The 15,595-nt window shown below is 66.9% G+C and carries 14 protein-coding genes; 3 read left to right on the top strand and 11 right to left on the bottom strand.

Annotated elements, in window-relative coordinates; translation table 11 throughout:
- Positions 1-105: 105 nt before the first annotated feature.
- From N5C18_RS13960 to N5C18_RS13990, 7 genes are all read right to left on the bottom strand, one after another.
- A complete protein-coding gene (locus N5C18_RS13960) occupies positions 106-1,143 on the bottom strand; it encodes a FecR domain-containing protein (protein WP_053508471.1) in 1,038 nt (345 codons plus the stop codon).
- A complete protein-coding gene (locus N5C18_RS13965; RefSeq protein ID WP_326582342.1) occupies positions 1,140-2,117 on the bottom strand; it encodes a sigma-70 family RNA polymerase sigma factor in 978 nt (325 codons plus the stop codon). Before N5C18_RS13965 ends, N5C18_RS13960 begins: the two co-directional genes overlap by 4 nt.
- Positions 2,011-3,414, bottom strand: a complete 1,404-nt coding sequence (locus N5C18_RS13970) for a hypothetical protein (protein ID WP_053508475.1) — start codon at positions 3,412-3,414, stop codon at positions 2,011-2,013. The genes N5C18_RS13965 and N5C18_RS13970 overlap by 107 nt, the downstream gene beginning before the upstream one ends.
- Positions 3,415-3,491: 77 nt before the next feature.
- Positions 3,492-6,560: a TonB-dependent receptor gene (locus N5C18_RS13975; protein ID WP_053508476.1), complete on the bottom strand. Its 3,069-nt coding sequence runs from the start codon at positions 6,558-6,560 to the stop codon at positions 3,492-3,494.
- 112 nt (positions 6,561-6,672) lie between these two features.
- Entirely contained in the window at positions 6,673-7,713 is a 1,041-nt protein-coding gene (locus N5C18_RS13980; RefSeq protein WP_053508558.1) for a FecR domain-containing protein, read from the bottom strand.
- A gap of 2 nt (positions 7,714-7,715) precedes the next feature.
- The gene (locus tag N5C18_RS13985; RefSeq protein ID WP_053508479.1) at positions 7,716-8,240 is read right to left on the bottom strand and encodes a sigma-70 family RNA polymerase sigma factor; all 525 of its coding nucleotides are present in this window, start codon (positions 8,238-8,240) and stop codon (positions 7,716-7,718) included.
- 155 nt (positions 8,241-8,395) lie between these two features.
- Entirely contained in the window at positions 8,396-9,076 is a 681-nt protein-coding gene (locus tag N5C18_RS13990; RefSeq protein ID WP_053508480.1) for a metalloregulator ArsR/SmtB family transcription factor, read from the bottom strand.
- Positions 9,077-9,165: 89 nt separating this feature from the next.
- Between N5C18_RS13990 and N5C18_RS13995 the strand changes: the two genes are divergently transcribed.
- Positions 9,166-10,362, top strand: coding sequence for an MFS transporter (locus N5C18_RS13995; RefSeq protein ID WP_279944817.1), 1,197 nt, complete (start codon positions 9,166-9,168; stop codon positions 10,360-10,362).
- A gap of 57 nt (positions 10,363-10,419) precedes the next feature.
- Here N5C18_RS13995 and N5C18_RS14000 read toward each other — a convergent pair whose 3' ends face one another.
- Complete coding sequence (locus N5C18_RS14000; RefSeq protein ID WP_049458576.1) at positions 10,420-10,947, bottom strand: DUF6622 family protein; 528 nt, start codon at positions 10,945-10,947, stop codon at positions 10,420-10,422.
- A gap of 202 nt (positions 10,948-11,149) precedes the next feature.
- Here N5C18_RS14000 and N5C18_RS14005 point away from each other — a divergent pair, with 202 nt between their 5' ends.
- Positions 11,150-11,428, top strand: a complete 279-nt coding sequence (locus N5C18_RS14005; RefSeq protein WP_053508560.1) for a hypothetical protein — start codon at positions 11,150-11,152, stop codon at positions 11,426-11,428.
- Between the two features lie 11 nt (positions 11,429-11,439).
- Here the strand turns inward: N5C18_RS14005 and N5C18_RS14010 are convergent, their stop codons facing one another.
- The 3 genes from N5C18_RS14010 to N5C18_RS14020 form a co-directional block, all read right to left on the bottom strand.
- Positions 11,440-12,945 (bottom strand): serine hydrolase, encoded by a 1,506-nt coding sequence (locus N5C18_RS14010; RefSeq protein WP_053508492.1) that lies wholly within the window; start codon positions 12,943-12,945, stop codon positions 11,440-11,442.
- Positions 12,946-13,025: 80 nt separating this feature from the next.
- Positions 13,026-13,898 carry a methylenetetrahydrofolate reductase gene (locus N5C18_RS14015; RefSeq protein ID WP_279944818.1) on the bottom strand — a complete coding sequence of 291 codons (873 nt, stop codon included), beginning with the start codon at positions 13,896-13,898 and terminating at the stop codon, positions 13,026-13,028.
- A complete protein-coding gene (locus N5C18_RS14020; RefSeq protein ID WP_053449798.1) occupies positions 13,898-14,812 on the bottom strand; it encodes a LysR family transcriptional regulator in 915 nt (304 codons plus the stop codon). The genes N5C18_RS14015 and N5C18_RS14020 overlap by 1 nt, the downstream gene beginning before the upstream one ends.
- Positions 14,813-14,987: 175 nt before the next feature.
- Between N5C18_RS14020 and msuE the strand changes: the two genes are divergently transcribed.
- Positions 14,988-15,569, top strand: a complete 582-nt coding sequence (gene msuE / locus N5C18_RS14025) for an FMN reductase (protein WP_164241253.1) — start codon at positions 14,988-14,990, stop codon at positions 15,567-15,569.
- Positions 15,570-15,595: the final 26 nt, after the last annotated feature.

Below are 15,595 nucleotides of genomic sequence, written 5' to 3' on the forward strand. Positions count from 1 at the left end.
CCCCATTACCGCTCCATCATGCTTGGCCACCACTGGCCTCACTGGGGTAAACGGAAAACAGCGATGGGGTGGGAACCCGTGCTGGAACAGTTTCTTCCTGCCGCGTCAGTGCGTGACAGGCCGCTCGTCGATGCGATAGCCGCCCTGCGCCATGCGGGTGACCCGTACAGGCAACAGATCCGGCAGCGCCTCCACGAAGCTGGCCGGGGCGTCGGTGGCGGCGTAGCCGGAAACGGGCAGGAATTTCAGCCCCGGCTGGCCCAGCGTGACCGGGTGGCCCAGATACTGCGCCACTTCCTGCGCCACTTCGTCCAGCGGGGTGCGCCGGAACACCAGGCGCCCGTTGCGCCAACCGCCGATGCTGTCTGCACTGGCAGAAATGGGACGATACGTGGCTGTGGCAGTGGTCACGGCCAGGCCCTGTTCGGCGTACAGGCTGACCGGCGTAGTGCCTTCGGTGCGATCCGGCTGTACCCGCACGTGCCCATGCAGCACCTTGACCAGCACTTCGCCCGGCCCGTTACGCACGTTGAAGGCGGTGCCGACCACGGTCACCCGGCTGCGCTGGGCATCGACGGTGAAGGGCCGCTCGGCCGCCGGGGCGACCTCGAAGAACGCCTCGCCCTGGCTGAGCACTACTTCGCGGCGAGAGCGATAGAAATGCACGGCCAGCGTGCTGCGCGCGTTGAGCGAAATCCGTGAGCCGTCGGGCAGTTGCAGATCACGGATCTCGCCAGCGGCGGTGCTCACGTCCTGTACGTAGCTGGGCGCGGTGTACCACCCGTAGCCGACCCAACCTAGGGCCAGGAGCGCCACCGCCGCAGCGGTCGCCACCCGAGGAAGGCGTCGCGACCGCGCGCGACGCGTCATGCCGTCCCGTCGCAGGGCGGCAGGCGCCGCTGGCGCAGGCGCGGCCTGAGTGTCCGAGGCCAATGCGGGGCGTGGCAGCTGGCCGAGGTCGTGCCAGGTCTGGGCCACGTCGGTGAAGGCCTGCTGGTGCGCTTCGCTTTCGGCGAGCCAGTGCTGCAGGGCCGCCTCGTCCTCCGGGCGCCAGTCCACATCCTGTCGTCGCAGCAGCCACGTGGCCGCCGCCTCGTGCAGGGCAAACGGGTCAGAACCTGCGGCAGAAGGGAGATCGGTCATCGGCAGGGAAGATCGGCGTCAATGGCAGGCGCCAACCCCTCGCCTGCCGCGCTGGACCGATGCAGTTCCTGCATCTGTTCCAGCGACGCATAGCGTACCCGCACTTGGCAGTAGGCAACCGCGCGCGACAGGTGCTTGACCACCATGCGCCGGGAGATCTGCATGCGGGCGGCCACCTCTTCCTGGGTCAGGCCATCGAAACGGCAGAGCACGAAGGCTTCGCGTTGGCGCTCGGGCAGTTCGGCCATCGCGTCTGCCAGGCGCTGCAGGCGCTGGCGCTGTGCGGTGAGTTGCAGCGGGCACTGTGATTCATCGCTGGCCATCGGATGGCCGGCATCCTCCGCATCTGCCAGCGGCACGGTCTGCACGCGGCGGCCTGCGCTGCGCTCGCGGTATTCGTCGGCCACGGTGTTCATTACCGTCCGGCGAAGGTAGGCGCCCTGCTGGTCGCTGGACGCCAGCGAAGGATTTGCCGCAATCCATTTGACTGCACCGTCGTGCAGGGCGTCCTCAGCGTCCCTTCCTCTGACACGCGCAAGGCCACGCAGGATGGGCGCCCGCCAACGGGCATAGGCTTTGGCCAGCAGGTTCCCGCCCGTGGATGAGCCGCTCTCGGCCAGGCCGGCCTCTGCTGATGCGCTGTGGTTCGCAGCCCCGCCCGTGCCCCGGCCTAGCGCGGACACGGCGCCCTCAGGACATATGCCTGCGGTCTGCACAGGTAGGGCGGGACATTCACTTGGATAGCCGGCGGATGGGCCGCACTGGGCGACAGAGGGGTGGAGACCTGCAAGTGTAGTGAGAGTCATTTGCAATTGGAACTCCCCCGCCCTGCCCGCCCCCCCTCGCGAAAGGCGCGCCGGTGCTACGTCACTCGCGCGACGGGCCAGCACCTTCGGCAACCCTGACGAAGACGGGGTTGGAATAGAACCACAGATCCGCCCACGGATCCTCGCCGGGCGCGTCCGCCAGTGCATCCACCGCACCGGTGCTGTTGCCCCGCACCCGCACGAAGCCACCGCGCGGCGGCACCGGCACTGACCAGCGCGCCACGATCCAGTCGCCGTCACGCTGCCAGGTTGCCGCGTCGAATCCGCGCCGCTGCATCTGCAGCGCACCGCCCTCATCCCTCCCGCCCACGATCAGCTCGATGCGCTCCAGCGCCGGGTGCTGTCCGTTCGCGTTGGCGCGCGCCGGCCGCCGTGCCCGCACCTCCAGCTGCATCGTCTGCACTGCCGGCAGCACCAGCGTGCCGCCCATCCCGGCGCTGGAGTCGCCTGCGGCTACCCGCAGCTCCAAGGCGTCGATCAGGTCGCCGGTGACGGTGAACATGCGGCCGTTGCGCAGGGCATCCAGGATGTCTTCGGCCTCCGGCCGCGCCCAAGCGTACGTCTTGCTGTACTCGCCCGGGTCGTAATCGCGTCCGCCATCGCGCAGGTTCACATGCGAGTCGGAGTTGGCGGTGATCCAGAAGCGGATGCCATCGGCCAGCATCTGGTCCCAGATGCCGCCGACCTGCGCGGTCATCTGGTCGTAGCCGCCCAGTGTCGGCGCGGCCGCGTTACGGTACAGCCCGCGTTCGCTGCGGATGGCCTGGTGCCCGGGGGCGCCCTCCATGCCCACCAGCACCTGGGGGGCGGCTGCATGCCAGCCGCGCAGTTCGTCCGGCGTTACCTCGCCCCACTCACCGATGCCGGTCGCGGTACGCGAAGGATGGTTGATGAACATCAGCGGCGCAGGGACCAGCCCGCGCAGGTAGGCCAGCGCTGCCTGCATCTGCTGTTCGCTATCGCGGCTGCCGTGCAGTGGCTCGCTGCGGCTGAAGTCCCGCTCGGCGATGACCAGCTGCTCGCGTTCCTGCGGGCCGGGCGCGATGATCAGCGAGGCGTGCTCGCCGGCCGGCACATCGAATTCCATGCCGTTGAACTGGATCACCTCCGGGACATCGGTGCGCGCCTGCAGCAGCGCGGGATAAGCGTGGTCGCGGGTGACCGCGGAGTGGCCGGGGCCACCGTGGTCGGTGTGGACCATCCAGCGCAGGCCGAAGGCCCTGGCCTGTGCCGCGTTGTGGCTGCGGCTGTAGGGAGAGTCGCCACCACGCACGGGCATGGGCGGCGTGGTTCGGCGGTCCCAGTCCACGCTCCATTCGCTGTGCACATGGTGGTCGCCGGCCAGCCATTGGCGGCCAGCGTCGTCTGCCGGCGTTGCCGCCGCCGGGGCCGAGAATGCCGGGGCCGCCGCTGCGAGCAGCGCCAGCATTACAAAATTCTTCATGGATTCACCTCTGAAAAGCGCACGGACGACGCACGGACCCTCGCGGGTCCGCACGCTGCCGGTGCGTGGATGCCTGCTTAGAAGTCCGCGCGCAGGCCCAGGCTGATGCGACGGCCCGAGGTCTCATCCATGGTCGGGAAGGACGGGTCCATGGTGTAACCGCTGGTCCGCTCGTTGGTGAGATTGATGCCCTTCAGGCTGATCTTGATGCTGTCGGTGATGCGGTAGCCGATCGACACATCCATCTGGCCGTAGGCATCGCGCCAGATCGGGTACAGGTTGTAGCCGATCGATTCGACGTAGGCGCCCTTGTGGTTGTAGGACACGCGCGCGTCGAAACGCGAATTCTCGTAGTAGGCGGTGAGGTTCCAGGTCTTCTCCGACAGCCCCGGCATCGGGGTGCGGATGCCCAGGCTGGATTCGCCGGCCAGCGAGCTGTCCAGCATGGTGTAGTTGGCATTGATGCCAAACCCGTCCAGCCACGGCGTGAACATGTTCAGCGGCAGCTGTGCCACCAGTTCAACGCCATCGACCTGGTAGGAACCCTTGGCATTCACAGGCTGGTAGACGTCGAAATCGTAGATGCCATTGAGGCTGCCGTTGGCGTTGTATACCGCCACATTCTGAACCACGCCGGTCAGCGAGTTGATCACCACGCCATCGATGTTCTTGCGGAAGTAGCTGGCGGCGAACAGCGCGCCGTTGTCCAGGTACTTCTCCAGGCCGATCTCCCACTGCTTGGCATAGGTGGGCTTCAGCTCAGGATTGCCGTCGGTGAAACGGTAGGAGCCCCAGCTGGCGGTGCGCTTGTAGGCGATGTCGGTCAGCGCCGGGCGCATCATCACCTTGGACGCCGCCGCGCGCAGCAGCAGACCGTGCGACAACTCGGCGGTCATGTTGAAGCTGGGCAGCAGGTCGTCGTAGCTGCCGTCCTTCGACACCGGAGTGTCGGTGTAGCCGGTGCTGCCGTTGGGCAGCTGGATCGGGTGATAGCCGAACGAATCGACCTTGGTATCCACGTAGCGCGCACCCGCATTGACGGTGAACGGCACGCTGCCGATATCGAAGGCGAAGTCGGCCATCGCGTAGAAGCTCATCACCTTCTCGTCCACCTGGTAGAACTGGCCAGGATCGAACGGGGTCTGGAAGCCCGCGTAGCGGAACGCGCTGCGTGCGTAGTCGTTGGAGATCTGCTGCCAGGCCAGCCCCTTGTTGGAATAGCTGCCACCGGGAACGATGTCGTCGATGTACTGCAGCGGGCTTTCGGCCATCGTGCGGGTGTTGACCCACGCGCTGCTGCCCGCGCTCGGCCCGGTGATCTTCAGCTCGCCGTACTGGCGCTCCTTGGAGCGATCGGTGTAGCGCGCACCGAACCGGACCGTGTGCAGCGCGGGCAGGAAGGCCATGTCCAGCAGGCGCGTGACATTGACCTGGGCGGCGTACTTGTCGTCCTTCACTTTCTCCAGCGTGGTCTCGTAGGCCTCGAACAGGTACCGGCTCGGGTCGTTGTACATGTCGAAGCTGCCGGCGGCGGCGGTCGGGATGGTCTCACCGCTGCTGCCGGTCCAGCGGGTGCGCGACGGCGCATAGGCCACGTGCTTGAGGTTGGAGAAATCCGAGGTCTTCTCCGCGCCGGAGTAGCCCACCAGCGCATCCACGTACCAGCGGTCGCCCTTCCAGTCCATCGCCATGCTGTACTGGCTGTAGTCAGTCTTGTTGATCCGCTCCTTGCTCAGCATCTCGTGCTGGGTGGCGGTGTAGGACACATCACGCAGCACCACCATGCCGTACTCGGACAGCGTAGTGGCATCGTAGGCATGGATGGTGTCGAACGTACTGCGGCTGGAGGCCGAATAGGCGGCCGCATCGTACTCGTCCTCGGTGCTGTCATAGCCGCCGACCATCGCGTCGAAGGTCAGGCTGAAGTTGTTGCTGGGCTTGTACTGCAATGACCCGGTGGCGCCCCACTTGTCCTGCTCGTTGAGGTAGACGCGGTCGCCCACCTTGTCCTGGAACACGACCCGGTTGGTCTGCTCGGCATCGTTGCGATTGGTGATGTTGACGCCCGCATCGCGCAGCAGCACGGCCTGCGCCTGGGTGCCGCGGGTGCCCGAGGCAGTGAGGAAGCGCGAGGACGGCCGGAAGTTGATGCCCGAGGTGGAGTCGGTGCGGTTGGTGCGCTTGGACTGCGAGTACGAGACCAGCGCGCCCCAGTCACCCCAGGTATCGGCGGCGAGGAAGGCAAAGCGCGGGTCCACCTCCTCCGAGATGCTGTTGTGCGCACCTTCGGCGGAGAACACCAGCTTGCGTTCGTTGTAGTCGAACGGGCGTGCGGTGGAGATCTTCACCGAGCCGGCAATGCCGCCCTCTTCGTCGGCGGCGGTGGGCGACTTCTGCACGGTCACCTGCTGGATGATCTCCGAGGCGAACATGTCGAATTCCACGTCGCGACCACCACTGCCTGAGGCGGTTGCCAGATCGTTGATCGAAACGTGGGTGTACTCCGAAGGCAGGCCGCGCACATTGACCTTGGTGCCCAGGCCCTTGTTGCGCTCGATGGTCACGCCGGGCATGCGCTGCAGGGCTTCAGCGAGATTCTGTTCGGGAAAATCGGCCACGTCGGTCGCAACGATCGAATCTGAAAAGCCCACCGTGGCGCGCTTGATGTCTACGGCCTTCTCCAGGCTGCGGCTGTAGCTGCCGGTGACCTGGATGGTTTCCAGGTTGGCCGCCTGCGCACCGGAACTCGCAGTGCCGGCCGATGCCGATGCCGCAACTGCGCCCACTGCCGCCTCGGGTGCTGCCAGCGCGGAGGTGGCGGCCGGTGCGCTGGCGTCCTGTGCTTCGATGGTGACCGTGGTGGCATTGAGATAGCGGTATCGCAGGCCGGTGCCGGCCAACAGGCGGGCCAGCGCTGCGTCCGCGCTCAGGCCGGCCGGCACGCCCGGCGTGCGCGGATTGCCCGCATTCTGCGCGTTGTAGACGAACTGCAGGCCGGTCTGGCGCGACAGCGCGTTGAGCGCCCCATCCAGCGGCTGCGAGGCGATCGCCTCGCTGGCGACGCGTGCCGGTTCTGCGGCGTTGGCGCCGGCCGTGGCGGTGATCTGCAGTGCAAGGGCGATGGAAAGGAACAGGGTGCGGCGCATCGTAGGGTCCAGTAGGGAATGGCGGTGGTCGCGGAACAGGTGTGTTCCTGCATTCCCCATCTACGAGGGCGCAGCGCGCCGATCGGGCACCACTTGTTCGATGAATTTTTTCTTACAGCGCCTGCGGCGCTCCAGCGCGCAACCGCACATGGATTCCGTCCGGCGCCACCTGCGTAACCAGTGTTGGTTGCTGGTCGAGGAACGCGCGCAGCGACGCCACGTCATCCGCGCGCAGGTTGCCGGTCAGGCGCAGCGCACCGGCGTCATCACTCACGTGCAGGCGCAGCGTGTTGCGCCGGTTGAAGCGGTCGGCCACGTCGCGCAGCGCCTCGTCGCGGAACAGCACCCGCCCGGTCCACCATGCCGTCATGCTGGCGGCATCTTCCTCACGGATCCGCACGCGCTGGTCACGGTAGTCGACCTGTGCCGCCTGCCCGGCGCCGAGGTCGGCCAGCATACGGCCGCGGCCACCATCGCCGCGCACGTCCACGCGCCCCTCGCTGACTCCGATGCGGGCCTGCTCGCGCAGCAACGAAACATCGAACGTGGTGCCGATGTCCGTCACCTGCAGGCCAGCAGCATGTACTGCGAACGGGCGCCGGTCCTTGGCCACGACGAAGCTGGCTTGGCCACGTTCAAGCTCGACGCGCCGCCCCAGCAGGGTCATGCGCACCGAAATTTCGCTTTCAGCGTCCAGGCGCACGACGGTGCTGTCTGGCAGCGTTACCTCTCGCGGCATGCCATGTGCAGCTGCGTAGTGCCCGGTGCGCGGCCAGGCGATGGTGGCGCCTACGCCTACAGCCAGCATCAGCGCCGCTGCGGCCGCGATGCGCGGCAAGCCGGGTACGGGCCGTGCCCGGCGCTGGTTCGATGCGGCGGCCGGGCGTGGCGACAACCGCACGACGTTGTGATCATTGCGCGTCGGCGCGGGAGCCTTCAACAGTGCGTCGACGTCATCCGGCATGCCGCGCAGCGCATCGCCCAACGCACCGGCCACCTCGCTGATGGCCATGTACTCGCGCAGGTGTTCGGGGGAGACCAGCAGCCACTGCATGAAGGCGTGCCGCTGCGAAGGGCTGAGGTCGCCTTCGCGCTGCAGCGCGTGCCACTGCGCGGCGGCCAGGGTCAGCGCCGATGGATGTTCAGTGGCCACGCTCACGACCTCCCTGCCGGTTCGGCCAGCGCCCGGCGGCACACCGAAAGCCCGCGCACCACATGCTTCTTCACCATATGCGCTGAGACGCCCATGCGTTCGGCGATCTGCTTGTAGCTCAATCCATCGCGGTACTGCATGACCAGCACCGCCCGGGTGTGTTCGGGCAGGGTCTCCAGCAACGTCTGCAGCCGTTGGCGGCGCTGCTCCCGTTCGGCGGCGTCTTCCACGCATTCCCCGCTGGCCAGGTTTTGGCCCGGGCCTTCGATCTCTTCGATGGACAGGGTCGACCAGGGCCGGCGCGCGGCCTGCTCGCGCGCCAGATTCTGCGCGACGGTGAACAGGTACGCTTCGGGGTTGGCGATCGGCTCGCCCTTGCCTTCATGCGCACGCAGCAGGCGCAGATAGGTTTCCTGCACCAGGTCTTCGGCGTCCTGCCGCGCACCGCGTCGCACGAAGAAGCCTCGCAATAGTGGCGCGTGCTCTTCGAACATGCGCGCCAGGCGCCGTCTTGCCTGTTCGGCCACCTGCGTCGCCCCTGCCCCCTGAAGTGCGCCGCAAGGTACGGGCGCGGTGTGACGCCTTCATGACGGCTTCACGTTGGCCATGGAGATGTTCCTTCTCCCACCCGGCTACGTATCGGCGGCATCCAGGCTGGCCCCTGTACGCCGCGACTGGCCTCCTACGGCCCGGTAATCACTTCGAAACCGGCCGCTTTCCATTCGGGAAAGCCATCCTCCAGGCGCCGCACGGTGAAGCCCAGCGCCCTCAGTTTTTCCACGACCTCGAAGGACATCACGCAATACGGGCCTCGGCAGTAGGCCACGATCTCCCTGTCCCTGGGCAGGTTGATCAATGCCGCTTCCAGTTCCGAGGCGGGAACGTTCAAGGCACCGGGAAGATGGCCCAGGGCGTATTCCGACGAAGGCCGAACATCCAGAAGGGTCACTCCATCCGTCGCCAGGCGCTCCAGCAGCGCTTCGCGCGATACGGGTTCAAGGGCGTCGCGCTGTTCGAAGAAATCCCGCATGACACCCTGCACTTCGGCAACATTGCGCTCGCCGAAGCAGCCCAGCGCCCGCAGCAGCGCAACGACCTCGGCCTCGCCGGACAGGCTGTAATAGATACGCTTGCCTTGGCGATCGGGCTCCACCAGCCGGGCCCGCCGCAGCAACTGCAGGTGCCGCGAGGTATTGGCCACGCTCAACCCGGTCGCCTCCGCCAGCGCCTCGACGCTGCGCGGCCCCTGCGAAATCGCCTCCAGCAGCTCCAGCCGGTGGACATGGCCGATCGCCTGGGCGACGTCAGCCAGGGCGTGATAGATCGCCTGCCTGGGCTGGGGGATTGACTTTGCCTTATCCATACTCAAACATTCTGCATATTGATTGAATGTTAGTCCAGTCACTGGCTGAACCCGCGTCACGGCACCCATCCTATCCAAGAAGCGTCCCCATGCCCGGCAACCCCATGCATCGGCAGGTGTTCCTGCTGGCCAGCGCCCAGGCGCTGTTCCAGATTGTCTCGGTGATCGTCATGACCGTCGGCGGGCTGGCGGGTGCTCACCTCGCCCCTGCCCCGCAATGGGCCACCCTCCCCATCGCGACCATGTTCCTGGGAACGGCATTGACCACCTTCCCCGCCGCCATGTGGATGGCCAGGGCCGGGCGGCGGGTCGGATTCATCTGCGGCTCGCTGCTGGGCCTGGCCGGCGGCGGCATTGCCGCACTGGGAATAGCCCGCCATTCGATGGCCTTGCTGGCTGCCGGCACGCTGCTGGTGGGGGCATACCAGGCCTTCGCGCAGTTCTATCGTTTCGCCGCCAGCGAGGTGGCAGACGAAGCGTTCCGCCCCCGGGCGATTTCGCTGGTGATGGCCGGCGGCATCATTGCGGCGCTGGTCGGGCCATCGCTGGCCCGCCTGGGCGGCCCGTTGTTGCAGGTGGAGTATCAAGGCTCCTTCATCATCCTCGCCGTGGTCTCGCTGGTGGCGACCGGGGTGCTGGCGGGATTGCGAATGCCGGCCACCTCGAAAACCGAGCCGGGTGAGCCCGCTGGGCGCCCATGGCAGCAGATCGTGTTCCAGCCCGCGTACCTGGTGGCGCTGTTCGGCGCTGCGACCGGCTATGGAATCATGATCCTGGCGATGACGGCGACGCCCATTGCCATGGTCCACCACCATCACGCCCTTGGAAGTGCCGCGACGGTGATCCAGCTCCATGTGCTGGGCATGTTCCTGCCCTCGTTCTTTACCGGATCGCTGATCGCTCGTTTTGGCGCTGTCCGCATCATGCTGGCCGGTGCGGTGATCTTCGTCGGGCATGTGTTGATGACGACCACCGGCACTGGATTCGGCTCCTTTGCGACGGCGCTGGTCATGCTCGGCGTGGGCTGGAACTTCATGTACGTGGGAGGCACGGCACTGCTGACCACAACCTACACGCAGGCCGAGCGCGCCCGGGCACAGGCGATCAACGATATGACCATCTTCGTTGTCGGTCTGGGCTGTTCGTTTGGTGCCGGAGGCCTGTTGGATGCGCTTGGCTGGCAGCGCATGAACCTGATGCTGGTTCCGTGGCTGCTGGCCGCGGCAGCGGCACTGGCCTGGCTTGGGCGTAAAGGGCGGCGCGCCGCCCTGGCATCGGGTGTGTAGACGAGGTGTTGCGCTGCTCGAGGGTCATTACTGTGACGCGTCACGCTCGAGCGGAAATCAGCCCGCGATCCCCAGCCCCTTGCCCGCCGCGTCCAGCCGCAACGAGGCCAGGTAGCGGCAGTACTTGCCGATGAACAGGCCGGTGAACCCACCCGACAGCAGCAGGTACGCCGCGCTGGCGCCGGCATGGGTGGTCAATGCCGGCGACACCGCAAAGGCGACTTCGAAGCCGTACTTCACCAGGAACGTGACCAGCAGCAGCGGCAACACGCTGTAGTCCGCATTGCGCCAGAGCTTCCCGGTGGCGCGGTCGAACGTCAGTTTCACGTGGCCCAGCAGCAGCCACCCCAGCGCCGCGCCCGAGCCGATGCCAGCCAGCCACTCACCCCAGGCACTCAGGGACATCCCATAGCGGTGGCTGATCGACCAGGCGCCCCAGACGGTGAACAGCACGGGCACGACGGCCAGCTTCTGCAGGGAGGTTTCGCCCGGCTTCATGGCGGCAATACCGCGCGTGATCAGGAAGGCCAGAAGCAGCCAGACCCAGGTCGGCGTCTGCGAGGCAAGGTGCTGGAGCATGTTCATGGGTCGTCCCTCTGCTGAGTGGTGGCGGAGCGTCTCCGTCTTGGCGCTCACTATTCGCTTCCAGCCGGGTTGCGGCCAGTGACAGCTGTCAGCCATCGCGGATTACGCTGCGACGCGCACCAACTCAGCCCCCTGCGGCCACATGCCGTTAACGGCCCGCCCCTATGCTGAGGCTTCATTGGAAGCCTACGAGGCACGATTCATGACCAAGCTGCACACCCTGCTGCTGACCGGCGGCCTGCTCGCCTTGAGCCCGCTGGCCGCGGCCGAGACCGTGAACCTGACCAACAGCGCGGACGGCGCCAACCGCGAAGCCGGCATCACGGCGGTGAAGAAGAAACTGCAGGATGCGTGTACCGCCCGCAAGGGCTCGCCCGATGCCGCCTCGTTCGAAGTGGTGTTCGAGAAGACCAGCGAGAACCCCAACGTGCCGAAGCCCTACTATGTGGACGGCCGGATGAAGTGCGACCTGCCGGGCTGAAGGGCCAGGCCCTACTCCTGTTCCAGCTCCTTCAATACGGCGCGCAGGCGCGCATCATTGGGCGCCAGCGCCGCCGCCGTGCGGTAGCTGTTGATCGCCTGCTTGCGCTGGCCATTGGCCCGGTAGGCTTCGCCCAGGCTGTCATGCACATTCGCCGATTGCGGGTGCGCGCGCGCATTCCACTGGAACACGGCCACTGATTCCGGCACGCGCTTCATCCTCAACAGCCGATAGCCCAGTGAGTTCAGCGCCTGCTCGGAGGTGTCGTACTGGCTGGCCGCAGGCCCCAGTGCCTCATAGGCGCGGGTCATGCCCGGCACACCCGATGACAGTGCGGCCGGCACCAACAGGGTGCCCAGATTCTTCCGGGCCAGGGTAACCGGCATGCCGTGCAGCACGCCCATCAGTTGCTTGCCGAGGCTCGCTGCGGTTTCGCCCTGCCAATAGTTGTCCAGCACGATCACCACCGACTGGTCCTGCCCGGCGCGGAGCCAGTAGGTCTGGTAGCCCGGAACGCTGCCTGTATGCGATTCCACCGGGTAGCTGCCACCTGCAGGCAAGGGCCAGTTCTCCACTTCCCAGCCGTAGCCATAGCCCGAGCGATGGTTGGTCCACATGGCCTGCCGCGAAGGCGCGCTCAGCAGCGAATCATCCTGCAGGGCCTGGTCCAGCCGCAGCAGATCGTCAACGGTGGAGTACAGGCCGGCGGCCGAGAACGAGACGCTCGGATCGATGGGCATCGGGCGCGCCAGGCTGAAGTCCGGCCGGGTCTGGTAGCCGGTCGCCAGGCGCGGAATGAGTGCGCTGGCGCGGTACAGCCCGCTGTTGGTCATGCCGGCCTTGTCCAGGATCCGGCGCTGCAGGTTGGCTTCGTAGCTGGCGCCCGTCGCCTTCTCGATGATCAGGCCGAGCAGGAAGTAGCCATTGTTGTTGTAGCGCCACTCGGCCCCCGGCGCGCTCTGCAGCGTGCCAGGAATCCACGCTTTGGCGAAGTCATCGGGCGCCAGGGAGAGCCGGGCCTGCGTCTGCCACCACGGGTCTTCGTAACTGCGCGGCAGGTCGGCAATGCCGGACGTGTGATTCAACAGCTGTGCCACCGTGACCGCAGCTGCGGGCGTGCCGGCATAGAGCGCGGGCAGGTACTCGCCCAGTGTGCCGTCCAGCCGCAATGTGCCTTCCTGCACCAGCTGCATCACCAGGATGGCGGTGATCGGCTTGCTCAACGAGCCGATGCGGAAAACTCCATCCTCGACGTTCGGCACCTGCCATTCGCGGTTGGCCAGTCCATGGGCGCCCCGATACAGGATGCGCCCGTGCTGGGCGACAAGCACGACGCCGTTGAAATCACGATTCGCTGCATAGCTGTCCACCAGCTGCGCGATCTCGGCCGGGCCAGCGGCCGCCCTCGCCTGCCCGGCGATGCCGGCCAGCAACACCAGCGAACCCGCCGCTGCGGAAACCGCCCTCAGCACTGACCGCTTCCACTCCATGGAGAACTGCAGGATGGCGCTGGGCATCTACCTACCTCACGAGTCGATGCCGCAGTGTAGCGGTGCCGGGCTGCCGCGAACGCGGCCCGGCCGCCATGACTGATGGCCTATGAGGGGCTGGACGCCGGTGCGTGCCGTCGGTAGCGCTCGATCCACGCCAGCGATGCTGCGATGCCGCCAAACGGGAAGAAGTGCGGACTGACCGCGCCATGGGCGTCGGTCAGCCCCCGCACGAGACGGTCGACAAACACCTCAGGCCCGGCCGTTCCCAGCAAGCGACCGATCGAGATGCCGTAGCGCGCCAGCATCGAAGCACTGGCTCCCACGCCACACATCGCGGCGTAGCGCGCCAGCCGCGTGATGCTGGCCGGCCCAGGCACGCCGACCAGCACCGGAACGCGGATGCCGTGCGAACGCAGTGCGTCCAGCCAGGCCAGAACGATGTCGGCATCAAAGGCGAACTGGGTGATGATCAGCGGCGCCATGCGCCGTGCTTCGATGGCCTGGCACTTGCGTTCAAGCACCTGCCAGCGTTCGCCACTGCCCATCACATGATGGCCTTCCGGGTGCCCACCAATGGCGACCACCTTGATGCCGGAGCCTTCGAGAATGCCGGTGTCGATGATCGCGGTACTGTCGGCGAACGGCCCGGCCGGCGCCGCCAGATCGCCGGCGATCAACAGGCATCGTTCCACCCCGGCCTCGCTCGCGGCACGCTGCATGAAACGCTCAAGCGCAGCCCGCGACTCGATGCGGCGCGCCGACAGATGTGGCATCGGCTCGAAACCCAGCTGGCGCACGATGCGTGCCGCTGCCAGCCGCGCGTTGTCGTCTTCGCTTGCCAGGTACGGAATGGAAATGGTCGTGCCCGGCGGGATGCGATCTGCTTCGGCGCGCAACGCAGGCAGGGCCTTCGCGCCGACCTCCAGCGAATACCTGTTGATGAAAGCCGCTGCCTGGGCAGGCGCACGTGCGGACATCACCCGCCCCCGCGCACGTTGCTGGCGATGGGCGTGCTGTTGCGGGCCAGTTCGACGAAGGCCTGCAGGTAGTCGATGGTGGTGTCCGCCTCGCGTGCCCCCAGGTAGATCTGCTTGGGTATGCCCTTCGCACCCAGGCGCACCGGCACCACGTCCATGCGTGCGGCGTACTCTTCCACCAGCCAGCGCGGCATGGCGGCGACGCCGCGCCCGCTGGCCACCATCTGCATCATGATGTCGGTGGTTTCAATGGTCTTGTGGCGACGCGGCGTGATGCCGGCCGGCAGCAGGAACTGGTTGTAGATGTCCAGCCGCTCGAACGGCACCGGGTAGCTGATCAGCACCTCCTGGCCGAGCTGGCGCGGCTTTACGTGGTCGACCCTGGCCAGGGCATGGCTGCTGGCCACCACCAGCACCTGCTCGTAGTCGAACACGGGCACGAACTTCAGGCCGGGCTTGAGCAGCGGATCGGGCGTGACCAGCAGGTCGATCTCGTAGCCGAACAGCGCGCCGATGCCGCCGAACTGGAACTTCTGCTTGACGTCCACGTCCACGTCCGGCCACGCGGCCAGGTAGGGCGAGACGATCTTCAGCAGCCACTGGTAGCAGGGGTGGCATTCCATGCCGATGCGCAGCGCGCCGCGCTCGCCCTGTGCGAACTGGCCCAATCGCTCCTCGGCCAGGTCCAGCTGCGGCAGCACGCGATTGGCCACCGCCAGCAGGTACTGCCCGGCCTGGGTCAGGCGCAGGCTGCGGCCTTCGCGCAACCAGACATCGGTACCGAGCTGCTGCTCCAGCTTCTTCATGCTGTGGCTGAGCGCCGACTGGGTCAGGTTGAGGACGCCGGCAGCGGCGGTCAACGAGCCCTGCTGCTCGACCTGCTGCACGATGCTGAGGTGGATCCGCTCCAGCATGATGATGAATCCCGCTCATGGATTGGTGAAGTAATACCATTTTACGTCATGGAAGGGCATGGCTAGCATCGGCTCATGCCTTCGGTTGCCTGTACGCCCGGCCACCCCGCCGGCCTGCAGGACTGCGTCCGCGCAGACCACCCGAAGCAGCCCCTCCCCAGCTGAAAGCAATCCGATGACCCGCCCCCTCCGTATCGTCGCCGTTTCCGGCGGACTGCAGCGCCCCTCGCGGGCTGCAACCCTGGCCGAGCACCTGCTGGACCTGATCGGCGAAGACATTGCCTGCGAACCGCACCTGATCGAGCTGGGCGAGCTGGCGCCGCAGCTCGCCGGTGCGCTGTGGCGCTCGCAGCTGCCCGAGGCGGTGGAGCGGCAGCTGGCCGCGGTCGAGCAGGCCGACGTGCTGGTGGTGGCCACGCCGGTCTACCGCGGCTCCTACACGGGGCTGTTCAAGCACTTTTTCGACTTCATCCACCAGGACGCGCTGGTCGATACCCCCATCCTGCTGGCCGCCACTGGCGGCAGCGAACGCCACGCGCTGGTGATCGACCACCAGCTGCGGCCGCTCTTCAGCTTCTTCCAGGCCCGCACCCTGCCGCTGGGCGTCTATGCCACCGACCGCGATTTCGCCGATGGCCGCGTGCACAACGAGGCGCTGATGCAGCGGGCACGGCTGGCGGTACAGCGGGCGCTGCCCCTGCTTGCCCTGTCCCATCGCGTCGCGCCGGCCACCGCCGAGATTGCAGCAGCCCTTTGAATGCCGAATGCCGCAGAGCGGCATTC

This window comes from Stenotrophomonas sp. GD03930, assembly GCF_029839665.1.
GTDB classification, from domain to species: domain Bacteria; phylum Pseudomonadota; class Gammaproteobacteria; order Xanthomonadales; family Xanthomonadaceae; genus Stenotrophomonas; species Stenotrophomonas forensis.